Source organism: Pseudarthrobacter sp. HLT1-3, from assembly GCF_059383535.1.
The window spans coordinates 88501-110435 of sequence record NZ_JBWZCJ010000013.1 but is presented as its reverse complement, the minus strand read 5'-3'; the positions used below and the strand labels follow the sequence as shown (position 1 = coordinate 110435).

Here is a 21935-nt window from a genome sequence, read left to right as displayed (position 1 = left end):
CCCGGCGGGAACACTCCGCCGGGCCGCGGCACGGACCACGGCAGCGGGGCGCGCCACCGGCGGCACGAGATTGCCGCCGGTGCCGCGGTTCGATGCCATTACCGAAAACCGTGAGACAATGGTTGCCGAGACCCGGTTGGGTCCGTGTATTAAGTGCTCGCAGTGGACCTTGGAAACAGGGAACATTTCGGTCGCGCCAGGAGTTCTACTTAGTGGCTCTGCTGGTCGTGATTGCACCTGATGTGAAACACGGACTTGACAGGGTCATAGTGGTGTTGCCCGTATGGTGATTCCACAGACCGCCGCTAGAAAGGTTTTCTGTGACCCCGTCTTCCGCGAAGAAGGAACCCGCCGACCAGGCCGTATTGTCCCCCGAGGAGAAGAAGGCGGCGACGAGCGCCAAGCGTGCTGCCACGCGTGCAGCCAACAAGGCTGTCAAAGACGCAGCCTTAGCCGAAGGTGGCGACACCGCATCGACGGCCGGCAAGCCCGAGCCCAAGAAGCGTGGGCCCAAGCCCGGCGCCAAGGCTGCGGCACAAGCCGCGGGCAAAGCCGCCAACGGTGACGACGACAACGACGATGACGTCGAGGTTGACCTCGACGATGTCGTAATCGAGGCCGTTGAGATCGGTGAAGACGGCGAGGAGATCCCCAAGGCCGCCGCCGCCACCACCGGCTCCGGTTTTGTCTACTCCGACGCCGACGATGACGACGCCCCCGTCCAGCAGGTGATGTCCGCCGGCGCCACCGCAGACCCCGTCAAGGACTACCTGAAGCAGATCGGCAAGGTCGCCCTGCTGAATGCCGAGCAGGAAGTCGACCTCGCCCTCCGCATCGAGGCTGGCCTCTTTGCCGAGGAAAAGATCAACGCCGACGACGGATCCATGGACCCGAAGCTCAAGCGTGAGCTCGAATTCGTCATCCACGACGGCAAGCGTGCCAAGAACCATCTGCTGGAGGCCAACCTCCGACTCGTGGTCTCCCTCGCCAAGCGCTACACCGGGCGCGGCATGCTGTTCCTGGACCTTATCCAGGAAGGAAACCTGGGCCTGATCCGTGCGGTCGAGAAGTTCGACTACACCAAGGGCTTCAAGTTCTCCACCTACGCCACCTGGTGGATCCGCCAGGCCATCACCCGGGCCATGGCTGACCAGGCACGCACCATCCGCATCCCGGTGCACATGGTGGAAGTCATCAACAAGCTCGCGCGCGTGCAGCGCCAGATGCTCCAGGACCTCGGCCGCGAACCCACCCCGGAAGAGCTGGCCCTCGAACTGGACATGACGCCCGAAAAGGTTGTCGAGGTCCAGAAGTACGGCCGAGAGCCGATCTCCCTGCACACCCCGCTGGGCGAGGACGGCGACTCCGAATTCGGTGACCTCATTGAGGACTCCGAGGCCGTGGTTCCGGCCGACGCGGTGAGCTTCACCCTGCTGCAGGAACAGCTGCACTCGGTGCTGGACACCCTCTCCGAACGCGAAGCCGGAGTCGTCGCGATGCGTTTCGGCCTGACCGACGGACAGCCGAAGACTTTAGACGAAATCGGCAAGGTCTACGGCGTCACGCGTGAGCGGATCCGCCAGATCGAATCCAAGACCATGTCCAAGCTGCGGCACCCGTCGCGCTCCCAGGTCCTGCGCGACTACCTGGACTAAACGCAGCACCAACCAACGCGGGGTCACTTCCGGCCCATTCCTCCGATGAGGATGGGCCGGAAGTGACCTCGCGTTGTTTGTTAATCACGGTGGTTAGCGGCGGTCTGGAACCGCGGTGCTACTACGGGTCTGGAACCGCGGTGCTACTGCGGGTTAGGTTCCCGGCTTGTGGGTTGGTTGCCCGCTCTGATCGTTAACGCCGAAAGGGTCCCTTCCGGATTCGGAAGGGACCCTTTCGCAGTGGTCTTGTACTTAGTGGTCTAGTCGACGGCAACCGGCGGCTTCTCGTGAAGCCGGCCCGTCTCGTCGTGCCAGTCAGAGCTGAGCGGCCGTAGCGTCGGTTCGACGGCGCGGGCATGGTGGCCGCAGAAAAGAAGCTCACCCCCGGAGGCGCCGAGAACAACCCGGACATATGCCTGTGCTCCGCAACGATCGCACCGGTCGACGGTGTTGAGTGTGCGGTCCGCAACTGCTGTTGTCATGTTCGGCCTCCTTAGTAGATCGGTATACCTATATAACCAGCATTCGCGGCAAAACCATGGCTTGGATGGCCCACTTTCGCTGTCCGCGTATCACGTCTCGGTAACGGGTTCCGGTGTGGCGGCGGCCGGGGAGTGGCAGCACACCGGAGGGCGGCACTCCGACTAGGCTAGGAAGAGCGCCAAATAGCTGTGCCCGTCTATTGCAGACGGCCCCGTTCCTGAAGGAGTTTCCGCCCCGTGGCACCAAGTTCTGATTACACTGCCCGGCATCTCTCCGTACTGGAAGGCCTCGAGGCCGTCCGAAAGCGGCCGGGCATGTACATCGGTTCCACCGACTCCCGCGGCCTCATGCACTGCCTCTGGGAAATCATCGACAACTCGGTCGACGAGGCCCTCGCCGGCTTTGGCCACGACATCAAAATCATCCTGCACGCGGACAACTCGGTGGAGATCCACGACGACGGCCGCGGCGTTCCGGTGGACATCGAACCGAAAACCGGGCTGAGCGGCGTCGAAGTCGTCTTCACGAAACTCCATGCCGGCGGCAAATTCGGCGGCGGTTCCTACACCGCCTCCGGCGGGCTGCACGGCGTCGGCGCGTCCGTTGTGAACGCCCTGTCCGCCCGGCTGGACGTCGAGGTGGACCGAGGCGGCAAGACCTACAAGATGTCCTTCCGCCGCGGTGAGCCCGGCCGCTTCAAGGACACCGGCCCCCGGCCCGACCCGGCCTCGGTCTTCGAGCCCTTCGTCGACGGTTCCGTTCTGGACATCGTGGGCAAGGCCAAACGTGGCGTCACCGGCACGCGGATCCGCTACTGGGCGGACCGGCAGATCTTCACCCCGGACGCCAAGTTCTCCCACGACGAACTTGCCGCCCGGGCCCGCCAGACCTCCTTTCTGGTCCCCGGACTGAAGCTCACCGTCCGGGACGAGCGCAAGGTCCCCGGCACCCCGGGCGAGTCCGGCCCGCACGAGGAAGTGTTCCACCACGACGGCGGCATCTCCGAGTTTGTCGAATACCTCGCCGCGGATCCGGCAGTCACGGACGTCTGGCGCCTGCACGGCGCGGGAAAATTCAAGGAGACCGTCCCGGTCCTGGACGACAAGGGGCACAGCCAGTTGACCGAGGTCGAGCGGGACTGCGAGGTCGACGTCGCCCTGCGCTGGGGCATCGGCTACGACAGTACGGTGCGCACCTTCGTCAACATTATTTCCACCCCCAAGGGCGGGACCCACCAGACCGGCTTCGAACAGGCGCTCCTCAAGACCTTCCGGAAAGCGGTCGAAACGAATGCCCGCAAGCTGAAGGCCGGCAACGACAAGATCGAGAAGGACGACATCTTCGCGGGACTCACCGCCGTTCTAACCGTCAGGCTCGCGGAACCACAGTTCGAGGGCCAGACCAAGGAAATCCTTGGCACGTCGGCCGTGCGGGCCATCGTCGCGAAGGTCGTGGAGCAGGAGATCAACGCGAAGCTGACGTCTTCCCACCGCAACGACAAGGCGCAGTCGGCGCTGCTGCTGGAAAAGGTCGTCAGCGAGATGAAGTCGCGCATCTCCGCCCGCGTCCACAAGGAGACCCAGCGCCGCAAGAACGCCCTCGAGACCTCCTCCATGCCCACCAAGCTCGCGGACTGCCGCACGGACGACGTCGCGCGTTCAGAGTTGTTCATCGTGGAAGGCGACTCGGCGCTCGGCACCGCCAAGCTGGCGCGATCTTCCGACTTCCAGGCGCTGCTGCCCATCCGCGGCAAGATCCTCAACGTGCAGAAGGCCTCGGTGGGTGACATGCTCTCGAACGCCGAATGCGCTGCCCTCATCCAGGTGGTGGGCGCCGGTTCCGGGCGGAGCTTCGACATCAGCGCCGCCCGGTACGGCAAGGTCATCCTGATGACCGACGCCGACGTCGACGGCGCCCACATCCGCACGCTCCTGCTGACGCTGTTCTTCCGCTATATGCGGCCAATGATCGAACAGGGCCGCGTGTTCGCCGCCGTCCCGCCGCTGCACCGTGTGGAGGTCATCAACGCCGGCCAGAAGGCCAACGAAATGATCTACACCTACTCCGAGGTGGAGCTGCATGTCCTGCTGGCCCGGCTCGCCAAGGACGGCAAAAGATACAAGGAACCGATCCAGCGCTACAAGGGCCTGGGCGAGATGGACGCGGAGCAGCTGGCCGAGACCACGATGGACCCGCGGCACCGCACCCTGCGCAAGGTCGGCATAGACAACGCAAAGCAGGCCGAAGAAACCTTTGACCTGTTAATGGGCTCCGACGTGGCGCCGCGCAAGGATTTCATCATCGCCGGAGCGGCGGGCCTGGACCGGGAACGCATCGACGCGTAGCCTCCCGGGGCTCTGCGGGGTGCATTTTTACCGACGCGACGGATTGCCGCCAGTGCCCAAGTACCCTCTGACCCGGTATCCCTCATTCCGATAGTGTCGTCTCACGGCCCCGGGCAATGACGCCCGGGGCCGCATTCCGCAGCATGAATCCAGGAGATCCCTATGAGGCAAACTCGGAATATCCAGCGCGCGGCCATCGCCGCCACGATCGGGCTGGCGGTCAGCTTTGCGCCGCCGGCCCTTGCAGCAACCGGAATCAGCTCAGCCACCCTGCGCTCCGCGGTGTCCGCGGGCAACATCATGAACCACCTCGAAGCTCTCCAGGAGATCGCCGACGCCAACGACGGCAACCGCGCGGCCGGGACCACAGGCTATGAAGCGTCCCTCCTGTACATCGAGGGACAGTTGGAGGCAGCCGGCTACGACGCGGTCCGCCAGCCCTTCACCTACGACCGCTACGACCTCTTGTCGGCGTCGCTGGAACGTATATCACCCAATCCGACGAGCTACACCTATGGCGAAGCCTTCCTGGACATGTCCTATTCGGGCGCGGGCGACGTCACCGCCCCGCTGACCGCCGTCGACCTTAACCTGACCGGTGACCACGCCTCAACCAGCGGCTGCGAAGCAGGCGATTTCGCCGGCTTCACGCCGGGAAACATCGCCCTGATCCAACGCGGCACCTGCACCTTCCGGATCAAGGCCGACAATGCCGCCGCCGCGGGGGCGTCGGGCGTCATCATCTTCAACCAGGGCAACGTCCTCGCGGGTGATGACCGCCTCGGCCTGTTCGGCGGCACCCTCGACCTGCCCCAGGCCACCATTCCCGTGGTCAGCACCAGCTACGCCAGCGGAGCCGAACTGGCCGGGCTGGGCAGCGTTTTGATGCATCTCGTAGTCGATGCCGGCGTGACTTCGATCGAGTCGTACAACCTCCTCGTCGATACACCTGCCGGACGTGCTGACCGCACCGTGGTGGTGGGCGCACACCTGGACTCTGTGGGTGTCGGTCCCGGCATCAATGACAACGGTTCGGGATCAGCAGCGATCCTGGAGACTGCAATCCAGCTGAAGGACGCTGCGCTGACCAACCGGATCCGTTTCGCCTTCTGGGGCGGGGAAGAGGACGGCCTGATCGGCTCCGAGTACTACGTCTCCCAGCTGACGGCGAAGCAGGTCAAGGAGCACGCTGTCAACCTCAACTTCGACATGGTCGGTTCGCCCAACTTCGTTCGCTACGTCTTCGACGGCGACGGCTCGGCATTCGGCGAAAAGGGCCCCAACGGCTCGGCACTGGTGGAGAAGGTCTTCCTGGACTACTTCAAGTCGCAAAACCTTCCTGTTGTGTCGACGGCGTTCGACGGGCGGTCCGACTACTTCGGCTTTATCAACAACGGCATTCCGGCCGGAGGACTGTTCACCGGTGCCGAAGACCTGAAGACCGCAGCAGAAGCGGCAGTCTTCGGCGGCGTTGCGGGTGCCCCGCTGGACCCCTGCTACCACCAGGCCTGCGACACCATCGACAACGTCAACAAGGTGGTACTGGAGCAGATGGCCGACGCGATCGCCCACAGCACGCTCACCTTTGGCATGACCACCTCGGCGATCAACGGCACATCCAAGGGCAACGGAACCGGCAACGTGGACCTGGAATACAAGGCGGACAAGCCGCTGAAGTAATCAGCCGGCCCAGTAAGGAACAGCGGCCCAGGCACCGGACGCCGGGCTGCACCGCCTGCGGGCGGGTGGCCCGGCGTCCGCGCTGTCAGCCTTGGCAGGCGGCCGCCGGCTCGGGACTCAGGCCCGCAGCCCGGGTACGATTAGCCCGCCGGAATCAGCCCAGCAGGCCGGGGACGATCAGCAGCGCAGTCGGCACCGCCAGCAGCAGCAGGCACGCCGCCAGCACAACACTGCGGAGGGGTTCCGGCAGGGGCGGCTGCGGGGTAAGCAGGCGGCTGACGCGGCTCGCCGTCGTCCGGGCCGAACCGGCGCCGCCGGTGGCGCCGGGCTGGCCGGGCCCGGCGTCGGACAGTTCCGGTTCGCCGAAGGCCATCCGGGCGCCCGCGGCGCCGGGGGAGCCGCTGGCCACAATCGCGATCGCCTTGATCAGGGTCACCCTGCTTTCGGTCTTCAGCGCGACGTCGTCGGCCAGCATCTCGATCAGGGAGCTGACGGCTTCCTGCGCCAGCCGCGTGGTGGGCAGCCAGGGCAGCGCCTGCCGCCAGGCCGCAAAGGCCCACAGCAGCAGGTGGTGGCGCTGGTCCAGGTGGGCGTTTTCGTGGTTCAGGACCGCGCGGAGTTCGGCCGGTTCCAGGGCCGCCATCAGCCCGTCGGAGAGGACGGTGACCGAGCGGGCGCCGCCGGGCAGGCAGTACGCGACGGGGGAGTCGACACTGATCACCATGGTCCGCGGGCCGCCGGCGGACGGGGAAGCAAGCAGTTCCAGCAGTTCACGGTGGCGCCGCCGCTGGCGCTGGATCTTGTAGTACGTGAGCAGCAGGGTGAACACGAGGTGGGCGGTCAGCAGGGCCGCGGCCGAGAGTGCGAAGATGTGCCAGAAGCCCAGCTCTGTGGTGGGCGCATTATGGAGGACCATCCCGGCCAGGGCCCGCAGGCCCGCCAGGAGGTTGTCACCGACCGGTTCCAGGCCATAGACCAGCATGGCGCCAATCATGGACAACCCGCCGGCCAAGGCGATCGCCTGCCACAGCAACATGGCCGTGAACGGCGACCGTGACGGCCACTGGGCACGGGAAAGCAGGATAGGCACCGGCCACGCCAGTACTATCGCCAGGACCGCCAGTAACCATGAGGTCCAGAACATCGGGCGCTAGCTGAGTCCCAGCAGCTTGCGCAACGTTTCTGCCTCGGTGTCTGTCACGGAACCAATAAAGCGTGCCAGTACGGCCTCCCGGTCCGGGGCGGATCCCAGGACCTCATGCATCAGCTCAGCGGTGTGTTCCTCCCGGCTGGAGACTGCCTGGTAGCGGTGCGGCCGCGTGCCGCGTTCGCGTTCCACCAAGCCCTTGCGCTCCAGGCGGGAGAGGACCGTCAGCACCGTAGTTACGGCCAGGTCCTTGCCCTCGTGGCCCGCGGCACCGTTCTCCGCGCGGGTACTCTTCGCGAGCAAATCCCGCAGGGTGTTCGCCGTTGCAGCCTCATGGCCCGCCCAGAGCAGGTCCATCACTGCCCGTTCCAGTTCGCCGAGACTTGCCATTGCATACATCCTTCGTGAGGGCCTTCCGGCGAATCGACTCTGCCGGAACTGCTGAATACTTCCTTTATAAATTTAGCGTGTTTTGCGAATAGTTTCTACATGAGGTAGAACACCGGGCGTCGGAGTGTCGCCCGGCGCGGCCCGGCACCACCCCGTCCGGGGCCCCGGCGGAAAAGCCCGGTGGCGGCCCCTCCGTTGCGGGCCGTTTCGCGGCGTGGGAGCCTGAGGGGTAGGAGACCATGGAAGGTGCAGGGGGCCGCGAAATTGTTCTACACTCTGTAGAAGAATCTTTCTACCGCTTGTAGAAGTTGTTTGCCTAGCAAAGTAGGGACTGCCTTGGAAGCCTTGGAAATCGCACGGTGGCAATTCGGAATCACCACCGTCTACCACTTCATGATGGTGCCGCTGACGATCGGCCTGGGCCTGGTCGTTGCCGTGATCCAGACGATGTGGCACCGCACCGGGAAGCCGGAATACCTCCGGATGACCAAGTTCTGGGGCAAGCTCTTCCTGATCAACTTCATCATGGGCGTTGCCACGGGCATTGTGCAGGAGTTCCAGTTCGGCATGGCGTGGAGCGAGTACAGCCGGTTCGTCGGCGATGTGTTCGGGGCGCCGCTTGCCATGGAAGCCCTGCTGGCGTTCTTCGTGGAGTCAACCTTCCTGGGGCTCTGGATCTTCGGCTGGAAGCAGCTCAAGCCGGCCATCCACCTCGCCTGCCTCTGGATCGCCGTGATCGGCTCGGTCTTTTCCGCCTACTTCATCATCGTGGCGAACAGCTGGATGCAGCACCCCGTCGGTGTCGAGATGATCGACGGCCGTCCCGTGATGACCGATGCCTGGGCGGTTTTCACCAACAACACCGCCCTCGTCGCCGTCCCGCACACGCTCTTCGGCTCCCTCGCCGTCGCCGGTTCCTTCCTGCTGGGCATTGCCTGGTACCACCTGTGGCGCCGCCGCCATGACGGGATCGACACGATCGGGGCCGACGGCAAGGTCGTCCCCGGCGAGGCCGCCATCCCGGGCCGGGACCGCGCCGACCACGCCGTCTGGATCCGCTCCCTGCGGATCGGCGCCGTCGTCGCGATGATTTCCTTCGCCGGCACCTCACTCACCGGTGACCTGCAGGGCAAACTCATGTTCGAACAGCAGCCGATGAAAATGGCGGCCGCCGAGGCGGCCTGCCACGACGGCACCGGATTCTCCATCCTGAGCATCGGCAACCTCGGCTCCAAGAACTGCGACGAAATCGTCGCCCTCATCGAAGTGCCCGGAATCCTGTCCTTCCTCGCCAAGGGAAACTTCACCACCGAGGTCCCGGGCGTCAATGGCCTGCTGGACCAGTACAAGGCCGACTACGGAACCCACCTGCCGGACAACCCCATCTACGGGGAACGGGCCGGCCAGGAGATCCAGTACGTCCCGGTCATGGAGGTCACCTACTGGGGCTTCCGGATGATGATCGGCTTCGGCGCACTGGCGGCAGCAGCGGCGCTGGTCGCGCTCTGGCTGACCCGGAAGGGAACCGTCCCCGCCTCCCGCGGCCTGATGCGGCTGGCCGTGTTCGGCATCCTGGCACCGTTCGGGGCCAATGCCGCCGGCTGGATCTTCACCGAGATGGGCCGCCAGCCGTTCGTCGTCGCCCCCAACCCGGACGCCAGCGGGATCGACCAGGTCTTTATGTTTACCGCCGCGGCCGTCTCACCCGGCGTCTCGGCCGGGGAACTGCTGACCTCCCTTGTGGTCCTCACCAGCGTGTACGCGGTGCTGCTGGTGGTCGAGGTCAAACTGCTGGTCAAGTACATCCGCGGCGGAGTAGTTTCGGCCATGCCGGAACTCGCACACGTCCCCGCCGATGAGAACGAGGACGGCACCCCCAAGGCCGGTGGTCCCGGCAAACCGGCGGGCGCCGACGACGTCCTGGCCTTCGCCTACTAAGCCTCCCCACGAAACGCAGAGGATACTCAGCATGGAACTGCTTCCCACCATCTGGTTCATCGCCATCGCGGTGCTGTGGACGGGCTATCTCTTTCTCGAGGGCTTTGACCTCGGCGTCGGGATGCTGATGAAGGGCTTCGCCCGGAACGACACCGAACGCCGGGTGCTGCTCAACACGGTCGGCCCGGTCTGGGACGGCAACGAGGTCTGGCTCCTGACCGCTGCCGGTGCCACCTTCGCGGCCTTCCCGCTCTGGTACGCCTCGCTGTTCTCCGCGCTCTACCTGCCGCTGCTGCTGGTCCTCGTCGCGCTGATCTTCCGCGCCGTGGCCTTCGAATACCGCGGCAAGGTGGACAACCCGCAGTGGCGCGCGCGGTGGGACTGGGCCATCTCCCTCGGCTCCCTCGTGGCGGCATTCGGCGTCGGTGCCACCCTGGCGCTGACCACCACCGGGCTGCCGCTGAACGCCAACGGCGACCGTGAAGGCGGCCCGTTCGCGTGGTTCAGCGCCTACGCCGTCCTGGGCGGCCTCGCCGTCGTCGGATTTTCGCTGCTGCACGGCCTCGCTTTCCTGGCGTTGAAGACCCACGGCGATGTCCGGCACCGCGCACGCCGGTGGTTCGTCCGGCTCCTGCCCGTGCTGCCACTGCCGATCGCGGGCTGGGCGGTGAGCCTGCAGCTGCTCAGCGGCGAGATCTGGACCGTTCTGGCCGTCGTCGCCGCCGTCGTGGCCGCCGTCGTGGCCTGGAATTTCGCCCGCCAGGGCTCCGAAGGCCGCGCGTTCTTCTCCCTGGGCCTCTTCCTGTTGTTTGGCAGCGCCTCGATTTTCGGTGCGGCGTTCCCCGTTGTGCTGCCGTCCACGCTGGGCGCGGAGTTCAACCTGACGGTCTCCAACGCCTCCTCGTCGGACTACACCCTGGGGCTGATGAGCATCGTCGCCTGCATCGGGCTTCCGCTCGTCCTCGCGTACCAGGCCTGGACGTACTGGGTGTTCCGGCGCCGGGTCAGCGCCGCGCACATCCCCGCGGCGCACGGCTTCCTGCCCGCCATCGCCGCCAAAGCCCTGGCACCCAAGGACTAGCAGCTGATGAGACCGCAGTTCCCCGCAGGCGCCGCCAACCGGGCCGCCCTCTACCTCCTGGGCCTGCTCGCGGCCCTGAAGGCCCTGTCCCTCGTGCTGATCGGGCAGGCCGTCGCCGCGATGCTTGCGGGGCTGATAGCCAATGACCCCGGCTGGAGCGGCCAGCTGTACTGGGGCGCTGCGGGGGTGGTGCTCCGATCCCTGACGGTCTGGGCGCAGGCCGTCGCGTCGCGCCGCTCGGCGCTCGGCGTGAAGGAGGAACTTCGCTCGCGGCTGCTCGAGCGCGCCCTGCGCGACGGCACCCGGTCCGCCGGACCGTCCGACGGCGGGCTCGCCATCCTCGCGACCCGGGGGCTGGATGCCCTGGACAGCTACTACACCCAGTTCCTGCCCGCCCTGGTGAACTGCGCGGCGATCCCGCTGCTGCTGGGCGCCCGTATCCTGTTCGCCGACTGGATCAGCGCCGTTGTGGTCGTGCTGACGGTGCCGCTGGTCCCGCTCTTTATGATCCTGATCGGCCGCTACACCGATGACCGCGTCCAGGAAGCCCAGTCGGCGCTGGCCCGGCTGTCCGGCCACATGCTGGAGCTGGCCAAGGGCCTGCCCGTCCTGGTGGGACTGGGCCGGGCCACCGCCCAGCGCAAGGCCCTCGAGGACCTCTCCGAGGACTACCGGCACCGGACCATGGGGACGTTGCGGACCGCGTTCCTGTCCGCGCTCGCCCTCGAACTCATCGCCACCATCTCCGTGGCCGTGGTGGCGGTATTCATTGGCGTCCGGCTGGTCCACGGCGACATGGCCCTGGAAGCGGGGCTGCTGGCCCTCATCCTCGCCCCGGACTGCTACCTCCCGCTCCGGGAACTGGGCACCGCCCACCACGCCAGCGACGACGGGCGGGCCGCTCTCGCCGAAACCACCGCCGTCCTTGAGGCGCCCGAGCAGACGCCGCTGCGGCCCGCCGCCGCCGCCGCTCGCGGAACGACGGAACCCGGAACGACGTCTGCCGGGTCCGGCCGTCCGCCCGCCGTGGCCGTGACCGGACTGACCGTCCGCTATGGCGGCAGGACCCACGCCGCCGTCGGCCCGCTCAGCTTCACCGCCGCCCCGGGCCGGATCACCGCCCTGGACGGCCCCAGCGGGGCCGGCAAGAGCACCGTCCTTGGCGTGCTTGCCGGCACCATCGGGACCGGCGGCAGTGCGGACCAGCAAACCACGGTCACCGGACGGCTCGCAGGATTCACGACGGCGGACGTCGCCTGGGTGCCGCAACACCCCGTGATGGTCGCCCCGACCGTGCTGGACGAGATCCTGCTTTACCTTGGGGCGGCAGCGGAAGGCACTGCGCTCACGGCCGGCGCCCCGGGCCAGGCCATGGGCCACGCCATGGCCCTGCGCTGCCTGACTGCCTGCGCCGCGCAGCACCTTGCCGCGAAGCATCCTGCCGAACTCAGCCCGGGGGAGCTGCGCCGCGTGGCTCTGGCCCGCGGCCTGGCCCGGATCGAAGCCGGAGCCACCGTGCTGCTGCTCGACGAACCCACCGCCCACCTGGACCGGGAATCCGCCACCGCGGTCAGCGCCGCCATCGCGGGGCAGCGCGGCAGGGTGACCGTCCTGCTGGTGGCCCACGACCGGCAGACCCGGGAACTCGCCGACGAGCTCGTGGCCGTGGCGCCCGGCGCCGGTCCCGTGTCCAGGTGCGCGGCCGTGCGCGCTGCGGCAGCCGGGGCGCCAGTGCTGTCGTCAGTGCCGGAAACCGTGCCTGAAACCGTGCCGGCACCACCGGCCGGTACCCGGGCCGCCGGGGCCTTCACAGTCGGCGCCCCCACCGCCGGAGACACTGCCAGCCAGTCCGAGCCGCCGGCCGGCGGCGCCGGACGTATCCGCCGCGGGTCAACAGCCGCCCAGCTGCGCCGACTGCTCGCACCGGTCCGGGGCAAGTACGCCGCCGCCGGCGCCGTCGGCACGCTGGCAGCCCTCTTCGCCGTCGCCCTCGCCGGCCTCTCCGGCTGGCTCATCATCCGCGCCAGCGAGCAGCCGCCCATCCTGTACCTGCTCACCGCCATTGTGGGTGTGCGCTTTTTCGGCATCGGACGCGCCGCCCTGCGCTACCTCGAACGCCTCCTGCTGCACGACGCCGTCTTCTCGGCCCTCACCCGGCTCCGCGGCCGGCTCTGGGGATCGCTGAGCCGGCGGGCCCTCTCGCTGCGCCGGCTGCTGCAGGGCGGCAACGTCCTGGGCACGGTGGTGGACGACGTCGACACGGTCCGGGAACTGCTGCCCCGCGTCGTCCTGCCGCCGCTGACCGCTGTGGCCGTCGCTGCCGCCGCCATCACCGGCATCACCCTGCTGCTGCCGGTCGCGCTGCCCGCGGTGATTGCCGCCGCGCTGCTGAGCCTCGTGGCAGCCCCCGCGCTGGCGCTGGCGGCCGACCGGATGTCGGCAGGCACCGAGCAGCGGTTGCGCTCCGGTGTCCTGCGCCAGGTTGCTGCGGCCCTCGACGCCCGCGCCGAACTGCACGCCAACGGTGTCTCCGCGCCGGTGCTGGCCGCGATCACCCGCGCCGACCGCTCCGCGACCGCCGCCTCCCAGCGTTCCGCGTGGGCCGAAGGACTCGGCCAGGGGCTGACGGTGCTGGCCTGCGGGACGGCAGCCCTGGCCAGCGCCGTACTCGCCGCACCGCTGGCCCTCAGCGGAGCCGTCGACGCCCCGACGGTCGCCGTCGTCGTGCTGCTGCAGCTCGCCCTCGTGGAGCCCTACGCGGCGATCACGACGGCGGTCCGGCAATACCCGGCGTTACGGGTCGTGCTGCGGCGCATCGGCGAAGCCGGGGTGCTCGACGGCGACAGCGACGGCGCCGAAGCATCCGACGCCGAGACCGACGGATCCGGAGGCCTGGTCCAGGTCGCCAGCAGGCCCGGCGGCAAACCCGGCATCGAGCTCCGGGACCTCGCGGCCGCCTGGCCCGGCGGCCCGGCGGTTTTCACCGGACTCACGGCCACCGCCGAACCCGGGCGCTGGCTGTCCGTCACCGGCGCTTCAGGCTCCGGGAAATCGACCCTGCTCGCCGTCATGCTGGGCTTCCTCCCGGCGGCCGGCGGACAGCTGCTGCTGAGCGGACGGGCCGCCTGGTGCCCGCAGGAGGCGCACCTCTTCGATTCGACCATCCGCGGCAACCTGCTGCTCGGGATTCCGGAAGACCAGCGCGGCGAAGCCGCCGAGCCGTCACTGCAGGACGCCCTGGCCGCCGTGGGCCTCGGGCCGCTGATCGGGCGGCTGGAGCGCGGCCTGGACACCCGGATCGGGCCCGGCGGGGCCTTCCTCAGCGGAGGGGAGCGCCAGCGACTCGCGGTCGCCCGCACGCTCCTGACCGGGGCGGACGTGATCCTGCTGGACGAACCCACGGCCCACCTGGATGCCGAGTCCGGCCGGGCGATGCTGGCCGAGCTGCGGCACGGGCTCAGGGACCGCACCGTCGTCCTCGTGACGCACAACCCGGAGGACATCACCGCGGAGGACAGCCGCCTCGACCTTGACCGCACGGCGGACGGGAACGCGGCTCGTCCGCAGCAGTCCTCGCCGTTGCTGGCGCGGGGGTAGCCCGGACGTTAGCCTGATGCCATGAACGCACACACCGACCCCCAGTCCAGCCTGGATCCCCGGCTGGACTGGCGGGCCGCCGGGACCGCGGACCTGGACGGCTGGGCGGCGCTGATCGCCCGGACCGCCGCCGTCGAACTGCCCGTCTGGTTCGAGCGCCGCGCCGACCTGGAACAGGTCCTCGAGTCGCAGAAGAACCCGGCCGCCGCGAATACGGTTCTCGGCTTCGACGCGCAGGGCGTCGCCAGGGCCTACGGGCGGATCACGAAGAACCCGGACGGCGAGAAGGCGATCGGTTTCGGCTGCGTTGATCCCGGCTGGCAGGGAACCGGGATCGGCACCGGGCTGCTGGGCTGGATGGAGGCCCGGACCCGGCAACGCTTTGCCGAGGACGAGGTGGAGGGCTCCGCGCCTAGGCTGCGGCTTTATATGGAACAGCAGCACACGCACCAGGCAGCCTTGTTCGCCGACGCCGGCTTCCGGATCGTCCGGTACTTCAACGAGATGCACCGGCCGCTTAAGGACGGCTTCCCCGAGCCGGTGCTGGCGGAAGGCCTCGAGCTCGTCGGCTTCGGCCCTGAGCTGCACGAGCCCGTGCGGCACGCGCACAACGAGGCATTCCGGGACCACTGGGGGAGTGAGCCCCGGGACGAGGAGGCCTGGGGCTTCGTGGTCAACGATCCGCAGGCCCGGCCCGACCTGAGCGCCGTCGTCGTCGAGCGCGCCAGCGGGAGGGTGGCCGGGTACCAGATCGCCAGCCACGACCGGGACAGCGCTGAAACGCGGGGGTACAAAGAGGGCTACACCGACCTGCTGGGCGTGCGGCGGGAGTTCCGTGGCCGCGGGGTCGCGCAAGCGCTCCTGGCCGATGCGATGCGCCGCTTCGCCGCGGCCGGGATGGACAGGGCCTCGCTCGACGTCGACTCGGAGAACCCCACCGGCGCCCTGGCCCTCTACGCCAAGATGGGCTACGTCGCCGTCAACAGCAGCATGGCCTGGGACAAGGAACTCTAGCTGGCCGGCCGGGCGTTATCCGTCCCCGCGCCGGCCGAACATACGCTGTCCGTCGACACGCTCCGTCGACACGCTAGCCGTCCACGCGCTAGCCGTCCACATCGTGGAGGTGATGGACGACGTCGTGCAGGAAATACTGCGCGAGCGTCAGCACGGTGAACTCGGAGCCGTTGCTGCGGATTCCCCGGCGGCCCCACTGCTCCTCCGGGACCCGCGCGAAGGCAGCGGCGATCTGCTCACCTTCAGCGGTGAGTTCCGCGCTGACCACGGCCGGGTCGGCGCCGGCATAGTCCTTCTCGATGGCGGTCGCGTCCTGGTCCCAGTCAGCGAACCGGGCGTCCTCCGCGTGCAGCATGAGATCCAGCCGGTGCTCGAAGAGGCTGAAGACGTCCCGGACGTGGCAGGCGTACTCCAGCACCGACCACGTGTTCCCGTCCGGGCGCTCGGCAACATCCGGCCGCCGCAGCGCCGCCCGCCAGCGCGGGAGCATGCTCTCCACGATCCCCGGAGCGGTCGCGGGAGTCGGCGCCGAGGCATCGAAACCGCACTCCGGGCAGGGCCGCTGCAGGACCCAGGTCCAATCCTTGATATCCGGGATGATAGGCATGCGAGCAGTCTAAACGCATTCCGGGGACAGTTGAGCGGGCCGTCGCGGACGACGCAGGCTTCCGCCGGTTGGGCGGGCATATCGAAATCGCTACCGCTGCTGCCCGAGCTACGAGGACGCAGCAGCCCGCCATTCGCTTCTGCAGGTCGGCGCCTTGCGCCCCAAACCAAGCGGGGGTTATGCTTCCCGCAAATGGAACTTGAAGGTATAAGCCTTCGGTTCCAGCCGTGGGCCAAGCATCGATAGAGGTGTGCACCCTCGAGCGGGGCACGACATAGAGCGTGCCGAGTTCGCCGCAATTCTGGACCAAAACCAATGTCCGTTTGCTCGAAAATCTCGTATCAATCACTCTGGTCTGCGAAGCTCGCCCTTCGGGCCATCCAAAAAATAGCTTCGACGCGGGGACTAAAACCGCCGACCGGTGCCTACTTTTGCAGCCCCTGCCATCGGTGGCACCTCACCTCGAAATCGAGGACACGGGTTCCCACGTGGGCCCGCAGTCGCATTTCCGCGTAGTCCAGCACCAGCAGACCGTGCCCTGGCCGGGAATCATCCACCGGCCCCGGTTTCGATAGCCGGCCATCCGTCACAAATGGTCGCTATGGCGGGTCCCATAGCGGCCATCTGCTGCGAATCGGTGACTCGACGGCGCCCCCCTGCCGCCCGCCGGCCAGCACAGCACCCGCGAGGGACCTAGGCGGTGGTCTCCTGGTCCGGCTGCCAGGACATGCTCGGACCAATCGCGTCGATCGCCTGGGACAGCGGAATGCCGGAGCCGTCGCGGCGGCCGTGTTCGCCTGGGAGGGAGCGGGCCACCCCGGCCGCGGACGACGCCTTCGCGGGGCCGTGGCCGGCCCACGCGAGCAGCAGGGTGTCTTCGCCCTTGAGGAACCGGTGCGCCCGGACCCCGGCGGTGGCGCGGCCCTTGGCCGGGTACTCGGACAGTGCGGTGACCTTGGCGGCCCCGGGAGCGGTGCCGGGCAGCGCCCCCTCCGTGCCGGCGATGGTCACGACGACGGCAGCGCTGTCGCCCGGGCTGGCGGCGCCGAAGAACATCACCCGGTCCCCGGCGGCGAGCTTGATGCCGGCCATGCCGCCGGCGGTCCTGCCCTGCGGACGGACGGCGGAGGCGGGGAAGCGCAGGAGTTGCGCCTGCTGCGTCACGAAGACGAGGTCGACGTCGTCGGAACCCGCCGGGGCCACCCCGAGCACGGTGTCCTTGTCCTTGAGCGCGATGGCCTCCCAGTCCTCGCGGTTCAGCGGGTAGTCGGGCTGGAGCCGCTTCACCACACCCTGGGCCGTGCCGATCGCCAGCACCTCGTCCAGCGGAGCGAACGCAACCAGGGATTCGCCCTTGAGCAGTGTGATGAAGTCCTTGGCCGGGACGCCGCCGGCCATGTTCGGTGTGCCGGAGGTCGGCGGCAGCACGGGCATGTCCATGACCTGGAGCCGGAGCATGCGGCCCAGCGAGGTGACGGCGGCAATCTCGCCGCGGGCTGAGGTCTGCACCACCGAGGTGAACACATCGTGCCGGGTCCGCGGGCCGGCCTCGGCGAGGTTGTCCTGGTTGGCGGTGCGCGCGATCTGTCCGGACGCGGTCAGGATCGCCCAGCAGGGGTCATCCGCGATCTCCAGGGCCAGCGGAGCTGCCCTGCCCTTGGCGCCCGGCGCGGCGGCCAGGGCGGAGGCGACCGTCGGGGAGACGGCCTCGGACTCAAGCAGCACGGTCCGGCGCGGCGTGCCGTATTTCTCCGCGATCTCGGCCAGTTCGGCGGACACCAGCGCGCGGAGCCGCTCACTGGAGCCGAGGATGGCCTCAAGCTCGGCGATCTCGCGGCGCAGCTCGTCCTGCTCCTTTTCGAGTTCGATCCGCGAAAACTTGGTCAGCTGCCGGAGCCGGAGTTCCAGGATGTGGTTGGCCTGGATCTCGGTGAGGTCGTAGATCGACATCAGCCGGGTCCTGGCCGCGGCCACCTCGTCCGAGGAACGGATGATCTGGATCACCTCATCGATGTCCACGATCGCGATCAGAAGGCCCTCGACCAGGTGCAGGCGGTCCTTCTTCCTGCCGAGCCGGAAGGCGGTCCGCCGCCGCACCACGTTGATGCGGTGCTCCACATAGACCGAGAGCAGCGGCAGCAGCCCGAGGGTCTGCGGCTGCCCGTCGACCAGCGTGACGTTGTTGATGCCGAAGGAGTCCTCCATGGGGGAGTACCGGTACAGCTGCTGGAGCACGGCGTTCGGGTTGAAGCCGTTCTTCAACTCGATCACCAGGCGCAGTCCGTGCTTGCGGTCGGTGAGGTCCACGATGTCGCTGATGCCGGTCAGCTTCTTGCCGTTGACGGCGTCCTTGATCTTCTCGATCACCTTTTCCGGGCCCACCATGTACGGCAGTTCCGTGACCACCAGTCCGGTGCGGCGGGCCGAGAGCTGCTCAACCTCCACCTTGGCCCGGGTCTTGAAGGAGCCGCGGCCGGTGGCGTACGCGTCGCGGATGCCGTCCAGGCCCACAATCCGCCCGCCGGTGGGCAGGTCCGGGCCGGGGACGAACTTCATGATGTCCTCGAGGGTGGCGTCCGGGTGCTCGATCAGATGCCGGGCCGCGGCAATCACTTCCACCAGGTTGTGCGGGGCCATGTTGGTGGCCATCCCGACGGCGATGCCGGTGGCGCCGTTGACCAAAAGGTTCGGGAACGCCGCCGGCAGCACATCGGGCTGGGTCAGCTGGTTGTCGTAGTTGGGGACGAAGTCGACGACGTCCTCGTCCAGGTGGTCCGTCAGGCTCAGCGCGGCGGCCGCGAGGCGGGCTTCGGTGTACCGCGGAGCTGCGGGGCCGTCGTCGAGCGAGCCGAAGTTGCCGTGGCCGTCGATGAGCGGCAGCCGCAGCGAGAAGTCCTGCGCCATCCGCACCATGGCGTCGTAGATCGCGGTGTCGCCGTGCGGATGCAGCTTGCCCATGACCTCGCCCACCACCCGGGCGCTCTTGACGTGGCCACGGTCCGGGCGGAGGCCCATCTCGCTCATCATGTACAGGATCCGCCGCTGCACGGGTTTCAGGCCATCCCGGGCGTCGGGAAGTGCCCGCGAGTAGATCACCGAATAGGCGTACTCGAGGAACGATCCCTCCATCTCGGAGGTGACGTCGATGTCGACGATATTCTCTACGAAATCCTGGCTGGCTTCCCCTGCCGGGGACGGGGTTTGGCGGCGGGCCATGAGGCTGGTGGGTCCTTCTGAGCGGTGCAGAACGAGTGCTGCGAAAGTTTATGACTAGGCTAAGCCTATGGTGGATCAGGCCGTGGACGGCGTATATCCGGAATATTGGGAAGCCGATGTTGTCCTGCGGGACGGTGGGACGGCTCATCTGCGCCCGATCCACGCGTCCGACGCGGACGCGGTTCAGACCTTCCATGTCGGGCAGTCGCAGAAGTCCACCTACATGAGGTTCTTCGCGTTCAAGTCCAAACTCTCCGCCAAGGAACTCAAGCGCTTTACCGAGGTCGACCACAAGGACCGTGTCGCGTTCGTGATCACCATCGGCGGGGAAATCCTGGGCATCGGCCGCTACGACCGGCTCGATGACCCCGAGGAAGCCGAGGTCGCGTTCAATATCGCCGACGCGCACCAGGGCCGCGGCATCGGCTCCATCCTGCTTGAACACCTCGCCGCCGCCGCCCGTGAAAACGGCATCAGCAAATTCAGTGCCGAGGTCCTTCCGGAAAACCGGAAGATGCTGATGGTCTTTTCCGACGCCGGCTACGACGTCAAGCGCCACTTCGACGACGGCATCGTCAGCCTGGAATTCAACATTGACCCCACGGACAAGTCCCGCGCCGTGATGGAGTCCAGGGAACACCGCGCCGAGGCCCGCAGCATCCAGGAACTGCTCGCCCCGTCCTCCGTGGCCGTGATCGGGGCCAGCCGCAAATGGGGCACCATTGGCTACCAGCTGCTCGAGCACATCATCGAGGGCGGCTTTACCGGCCCGGTCTACGCGATCAACCCGGAGGCCCTCGAACTCGCCGGCATGATCTCGTTCGCCCGGCTGTCCGAAGTGCCGGGGCCGGTCAAGCTCGCGATCGTCGCGGTCCCGTACGCCGAAGTCCCCAAGGTGGTGGAGGAATGCGGCGCCGCCGGGGTCAAAGGAATTGTGGTCGCCACCGCCGGTTATGCGGACGACGGCGATCGCGGCCTCAGCAGGCAGCGCGAACTCGTCCGGCAGGCCCGCGCCAACGGCATGCGCGTCATCGGCCCCGCCTCGCTGGGCATCATGAACACGAACCCTGCCGTGTCCCTGAACGCCTCCATGGCGCCCGCGCTGGGCCGCCGCGGCGGACTGGGCCTGTTCAGCCAGTCGGCCGCGATCGGCGTCTCGCTCTACGCGGCCTCCAGCCGGCGCCGGGTGGGGATCTCCACTTTCCTCTCCGCCGGGAACCGCGCCGACGTCTCCGGCAACGACATGATGCAGTTCTGGGAGGACGACGCCGACACCACCGCCGTCGGGCTCTACCTGGAATCGATCGGCAACCCGCGCAAGTTTTCCCGCCTCGCCCGGCGTCTGGCCCGCACCAAGCCGGTCATCGTGGCGAAGTCCGGCGCGATGGGTCTGGGGTTGCCTCCCGGCCACGCCGTGCGCACCACCCAGGCCCCGCCGGAGGCCCTCGACGCGATGATGCGCCAGGCCGGCGTGATCGGCGTCGAGACCATCGAGCAACTGATGGACGTCGCCCAGATCGTCTCGAGCCAGCCCCTGCCGAAGGGCCCGGGGATCGCCGTGTTCAGCAACTCCCAGGCCCTCGGCAAGGTCGTCGCGGACAGCGCGGCCGCGCAGGGACTTGGGGTGGAACGGATCGTCACCAACGTTGACCTGGACGCCGGCATGTCCGTGGCGCTCCCCGCGCTGCGGCACAGCCTGCAGGAAGTCCTGACCGCCGAGACCGTGCACGCCGTCGTGGTGGCCCTGCTGCCGGCGCATGGCCTCACGGTGGAAAAGATCGCCGGCGTGCTGGCCGAGTGTTCGGTTGCGGCCGGCAAGCCCGTGGTGGCGGCGTTCAGCGGACTGCTGGACCCGTCCATCTACGTTGAAGGCATGGTCGGCGACGACGCAGGAGGAACTGTTGTTCCCTGCTACTCGAACCCCGGCGCGGCAGTGGCCGCGCTGGCTGCCGTGGTCCGCTACGCCCAGTGGCTGGGCCGGGACCAGGGCCTGTTTGTGGAACCCGAGGGCTGTGACCCGGACGGCACCCATGACGAGCTGGAACGCCTGCTGGAGAATGTCGGCGGCGAGCACCTCATCCGGCTGGACCCGGACACCGCAGCGGGGCTGCTGGCCCGCTACGGCATCAGGGTGGTCCCATCGGTCGGCTTTGACACCGCCGAAGAAGCCGTCGCGGCCGCGGACCGGCTCGGCTGGCCGGTGGCGTTGAAGACCACCGACCCTGCGCTGCGGCACCGCCTGGACCTCGGCGGGGTGCGCCTGGACATCCAGGATGCCGAGTCGCTGCGGCGCAATGTCCTGGAAATGCGCAAGTCGCTGGAACGCTACGGCTCGCCGTCGCTGGAAGTGCAGTCGATGGCCCCGGTGGGTCAGGCCTGCACCTTCCGCGCCATCGAGGACCCGTTGCTGGGACCGGTGGTTTCCTTCGGCCTGGCCGGTGACGCGGTCAACCTGCTGGGCGACTGGGCGCATCGCGTGCCGCCGCTGTCCGGCTCGGACCTGCATGACTTCATCCGGGCCCCGAAGGCCTCGCGGAAACTTTTCGGCTACCAGGGGCTGCCGGCCGTGGACGCCAAGGCGCTGGAGGACCTCGCCGCCCGGCTGACCCGGCTCAAGGACAACCACCCCGAAATCGCGCTCGTCGACTTCAACCCCGTGCTCGCCGGGCCGGAGGGGGCGGCCATCCTCGCGGCCGATGTGCGGATCGCCAACGCGGCCCAGCGCACCGACAGTGCCCGCCGTGCCATGCGCAGCTGACGTCCGGGGGGTCGGCGGGGCGGC

The 21935-nt window shown here is 68.0% G+C and carries 13 protein-coding genes; 8 read left to right on the top strand and 5 right to left on the bottom strand.

The genetic code is table 11. The features are described from left to right. The first annotated feature begins 320 nt into the window (after positions 1-320). Positions 321-1655, top strand: coding sequence for an RNA polymerase sigma factor (locus tag AC50X9_RS12825; RefSeq protein ID WP_494894143.1), 1335 nt, complete (start codon positions 321-323; stop codon positions 1653-1655). Between the two features lie 260 nt (positions 1656-1915). On the opposite strand, the gene AC50X9_RS12820 is transcribed toward AC50X9_RS12825, so the two are convergent. Then, entirely contained in the window at positions 1916-2137 is a 222-nt protein-coding gene (locus tag AC50X9_RS12820; RefSeq protein ID WP_494894142.1) for a DUF7455 domain-containing protein, read from the bottom strand. Positions 2138-2374: 237 nt separating this feature from the next. On the opposite strand from AC50X9_RS12820, the gene AC50X9_RS12815 reads away from it, so the two are divergent. Beyond that, entirely contained in the window at positions 2375-4483 is a 2109-nt protein-coding gene (locus AC50X9_RS12815; protein ID WP_494894141.1) for a DNA gyrase/topoisomerase IV subunit B, read from the top strand. Between the two features lie 162 nt (positions 4484-4645). Then, positions 4646-6163, top strand: coding sequence for a M28 family peptidase (locus tag AC50X9_RS12810; protein ID WP_494894140.1), 1518 nt, complete (start codon positions 4646-4648; stop codon positions 6161-6163). Between the two features lie 154 nt (positions 6164-6317). Here AC50X9_RS12810 and AC50X9_RS12805 read toward each other — a convergent pair whose 3' ends face one another. Further along, a complete protein-coding gene (locus AC50X9_RS12805) occupies positions 6318-7307 on the bottom strand; it encodes a M56 family metallopeptidase (protein ID WP_494894139.1) in 990 nt (329 codons plus the stop codon). A 6-nt stretch (positions 7308-7313) separates the two neighbouring features. Then, complete coding sequence (locus tag AC50X9_RS12800; RefSeq protein WP_494894138.1) at positions 7314-7700, bottom strand: BlaI/MecI/CopY family transcriptional regulator; 387 nt, start codon at positions 7698-7700, stop codon at positions 7314-7316. Between the two features lie 336 nt (positions 7701-8036). On the opposite strand from AC50X9_RS12800, the gene AC50X9_RS12795 reads away from it, so the two are divergent. Genes AC50X9_RS12795 through AC50X9_RS12780 form a run of 4 tightly spaced genes read left to right on the top strand, consistent with a single transcriptional unit; the run spans position 8037 to position 15330 of the window. Beyond that, entirely contained in the window at positions 8037-9638 is a 1602-nt protein-coding gene (locus AC50X9_RS12795; protein ID WP_494894137.1) for a cytochrome ubiquinol oxidase subunit I, read from the top strand. A gap of 31 nt (positions 9639-9669) precedes the next feature. Further along, positions 9670-10719, top strand: coding sequence for a cytochrome d ubiquinol oxidase subunit II (gene cydB / locus AC50X9_RS12790; protein ID WP_494894136.1), 1050 nt, complete (start codon positions 9670-9672; stop codon positions 10717-10719). A gap of 6 nt (positions 10720-10725) precedes the next feature. Then, positions 10726-14316: a thiol reductant ABC exporter subunit CydD gene (gene cydD / locus AC50X9_RS12785; protein ID WP_494894135.1), complete on the top strand. Its 3591-nt coding sequence runs from the start codon at positions 10726-10728 to the stop codon at positions 14314-14316. Between the two features lie 21 nt (positions 14317-14337). Then, a complete protein-coding gene (locus AC50X9_RS12780) occupies positions 14338-15330 on the top strand; it encodes a GNAT family N-acetyltransferase (protein ID WP_494894134.1) in 993 nt (330 codons plus the stop codon). Positions 15331-15418: 88 nt separating this feature from the next. Here the strand turns inward: AC50X9_RS12780 and AC50X9_RS12775 are convergent, their stop codons facing one another. Both AC50X9_RS12775 and AC50X9_RS12770 read right to left on the bottom strand, forming a co-directional pair. After that, positions 15419-15937, bottom strand: a complete 519-nt coding sequence (locus tag AC50X9_RS12775) for a DinB family protein (protein WP_494894133.1) — start codon at positions 15935-15937, stop codon at positions 15419-15421. Between the two features lie 693 nt (positions 15938-16630). Next, entirely contained in the window at positions 16631-19153 is a 2523-nt protein-coding gene (locus AC50X9_RS12770; protein ID WP_494894132.1) for a DNA gyrase/topoisomerase IV subunit A, read from the bottom strand. Between the two features lie 67 nt (positions 19154-19220). On the opposite strand from AC50X9_RS12770, the gene AC50X9_RS12765 reads away from it, so the two are divergent. Further along, positions 19221-21911, top strand: a complete 2691-nt coding sequence (locus tag AC50X9_RS12765; protein ID WP_494894131.1) for a bifunctional acetate--CoA ligase family protein/GNAT family N-acetyltransferase — start codon at positions 19221-19223, stop codon at positions 21909-21911. Positions 21912-21935 lie beyond the last annotated feature (24 nt).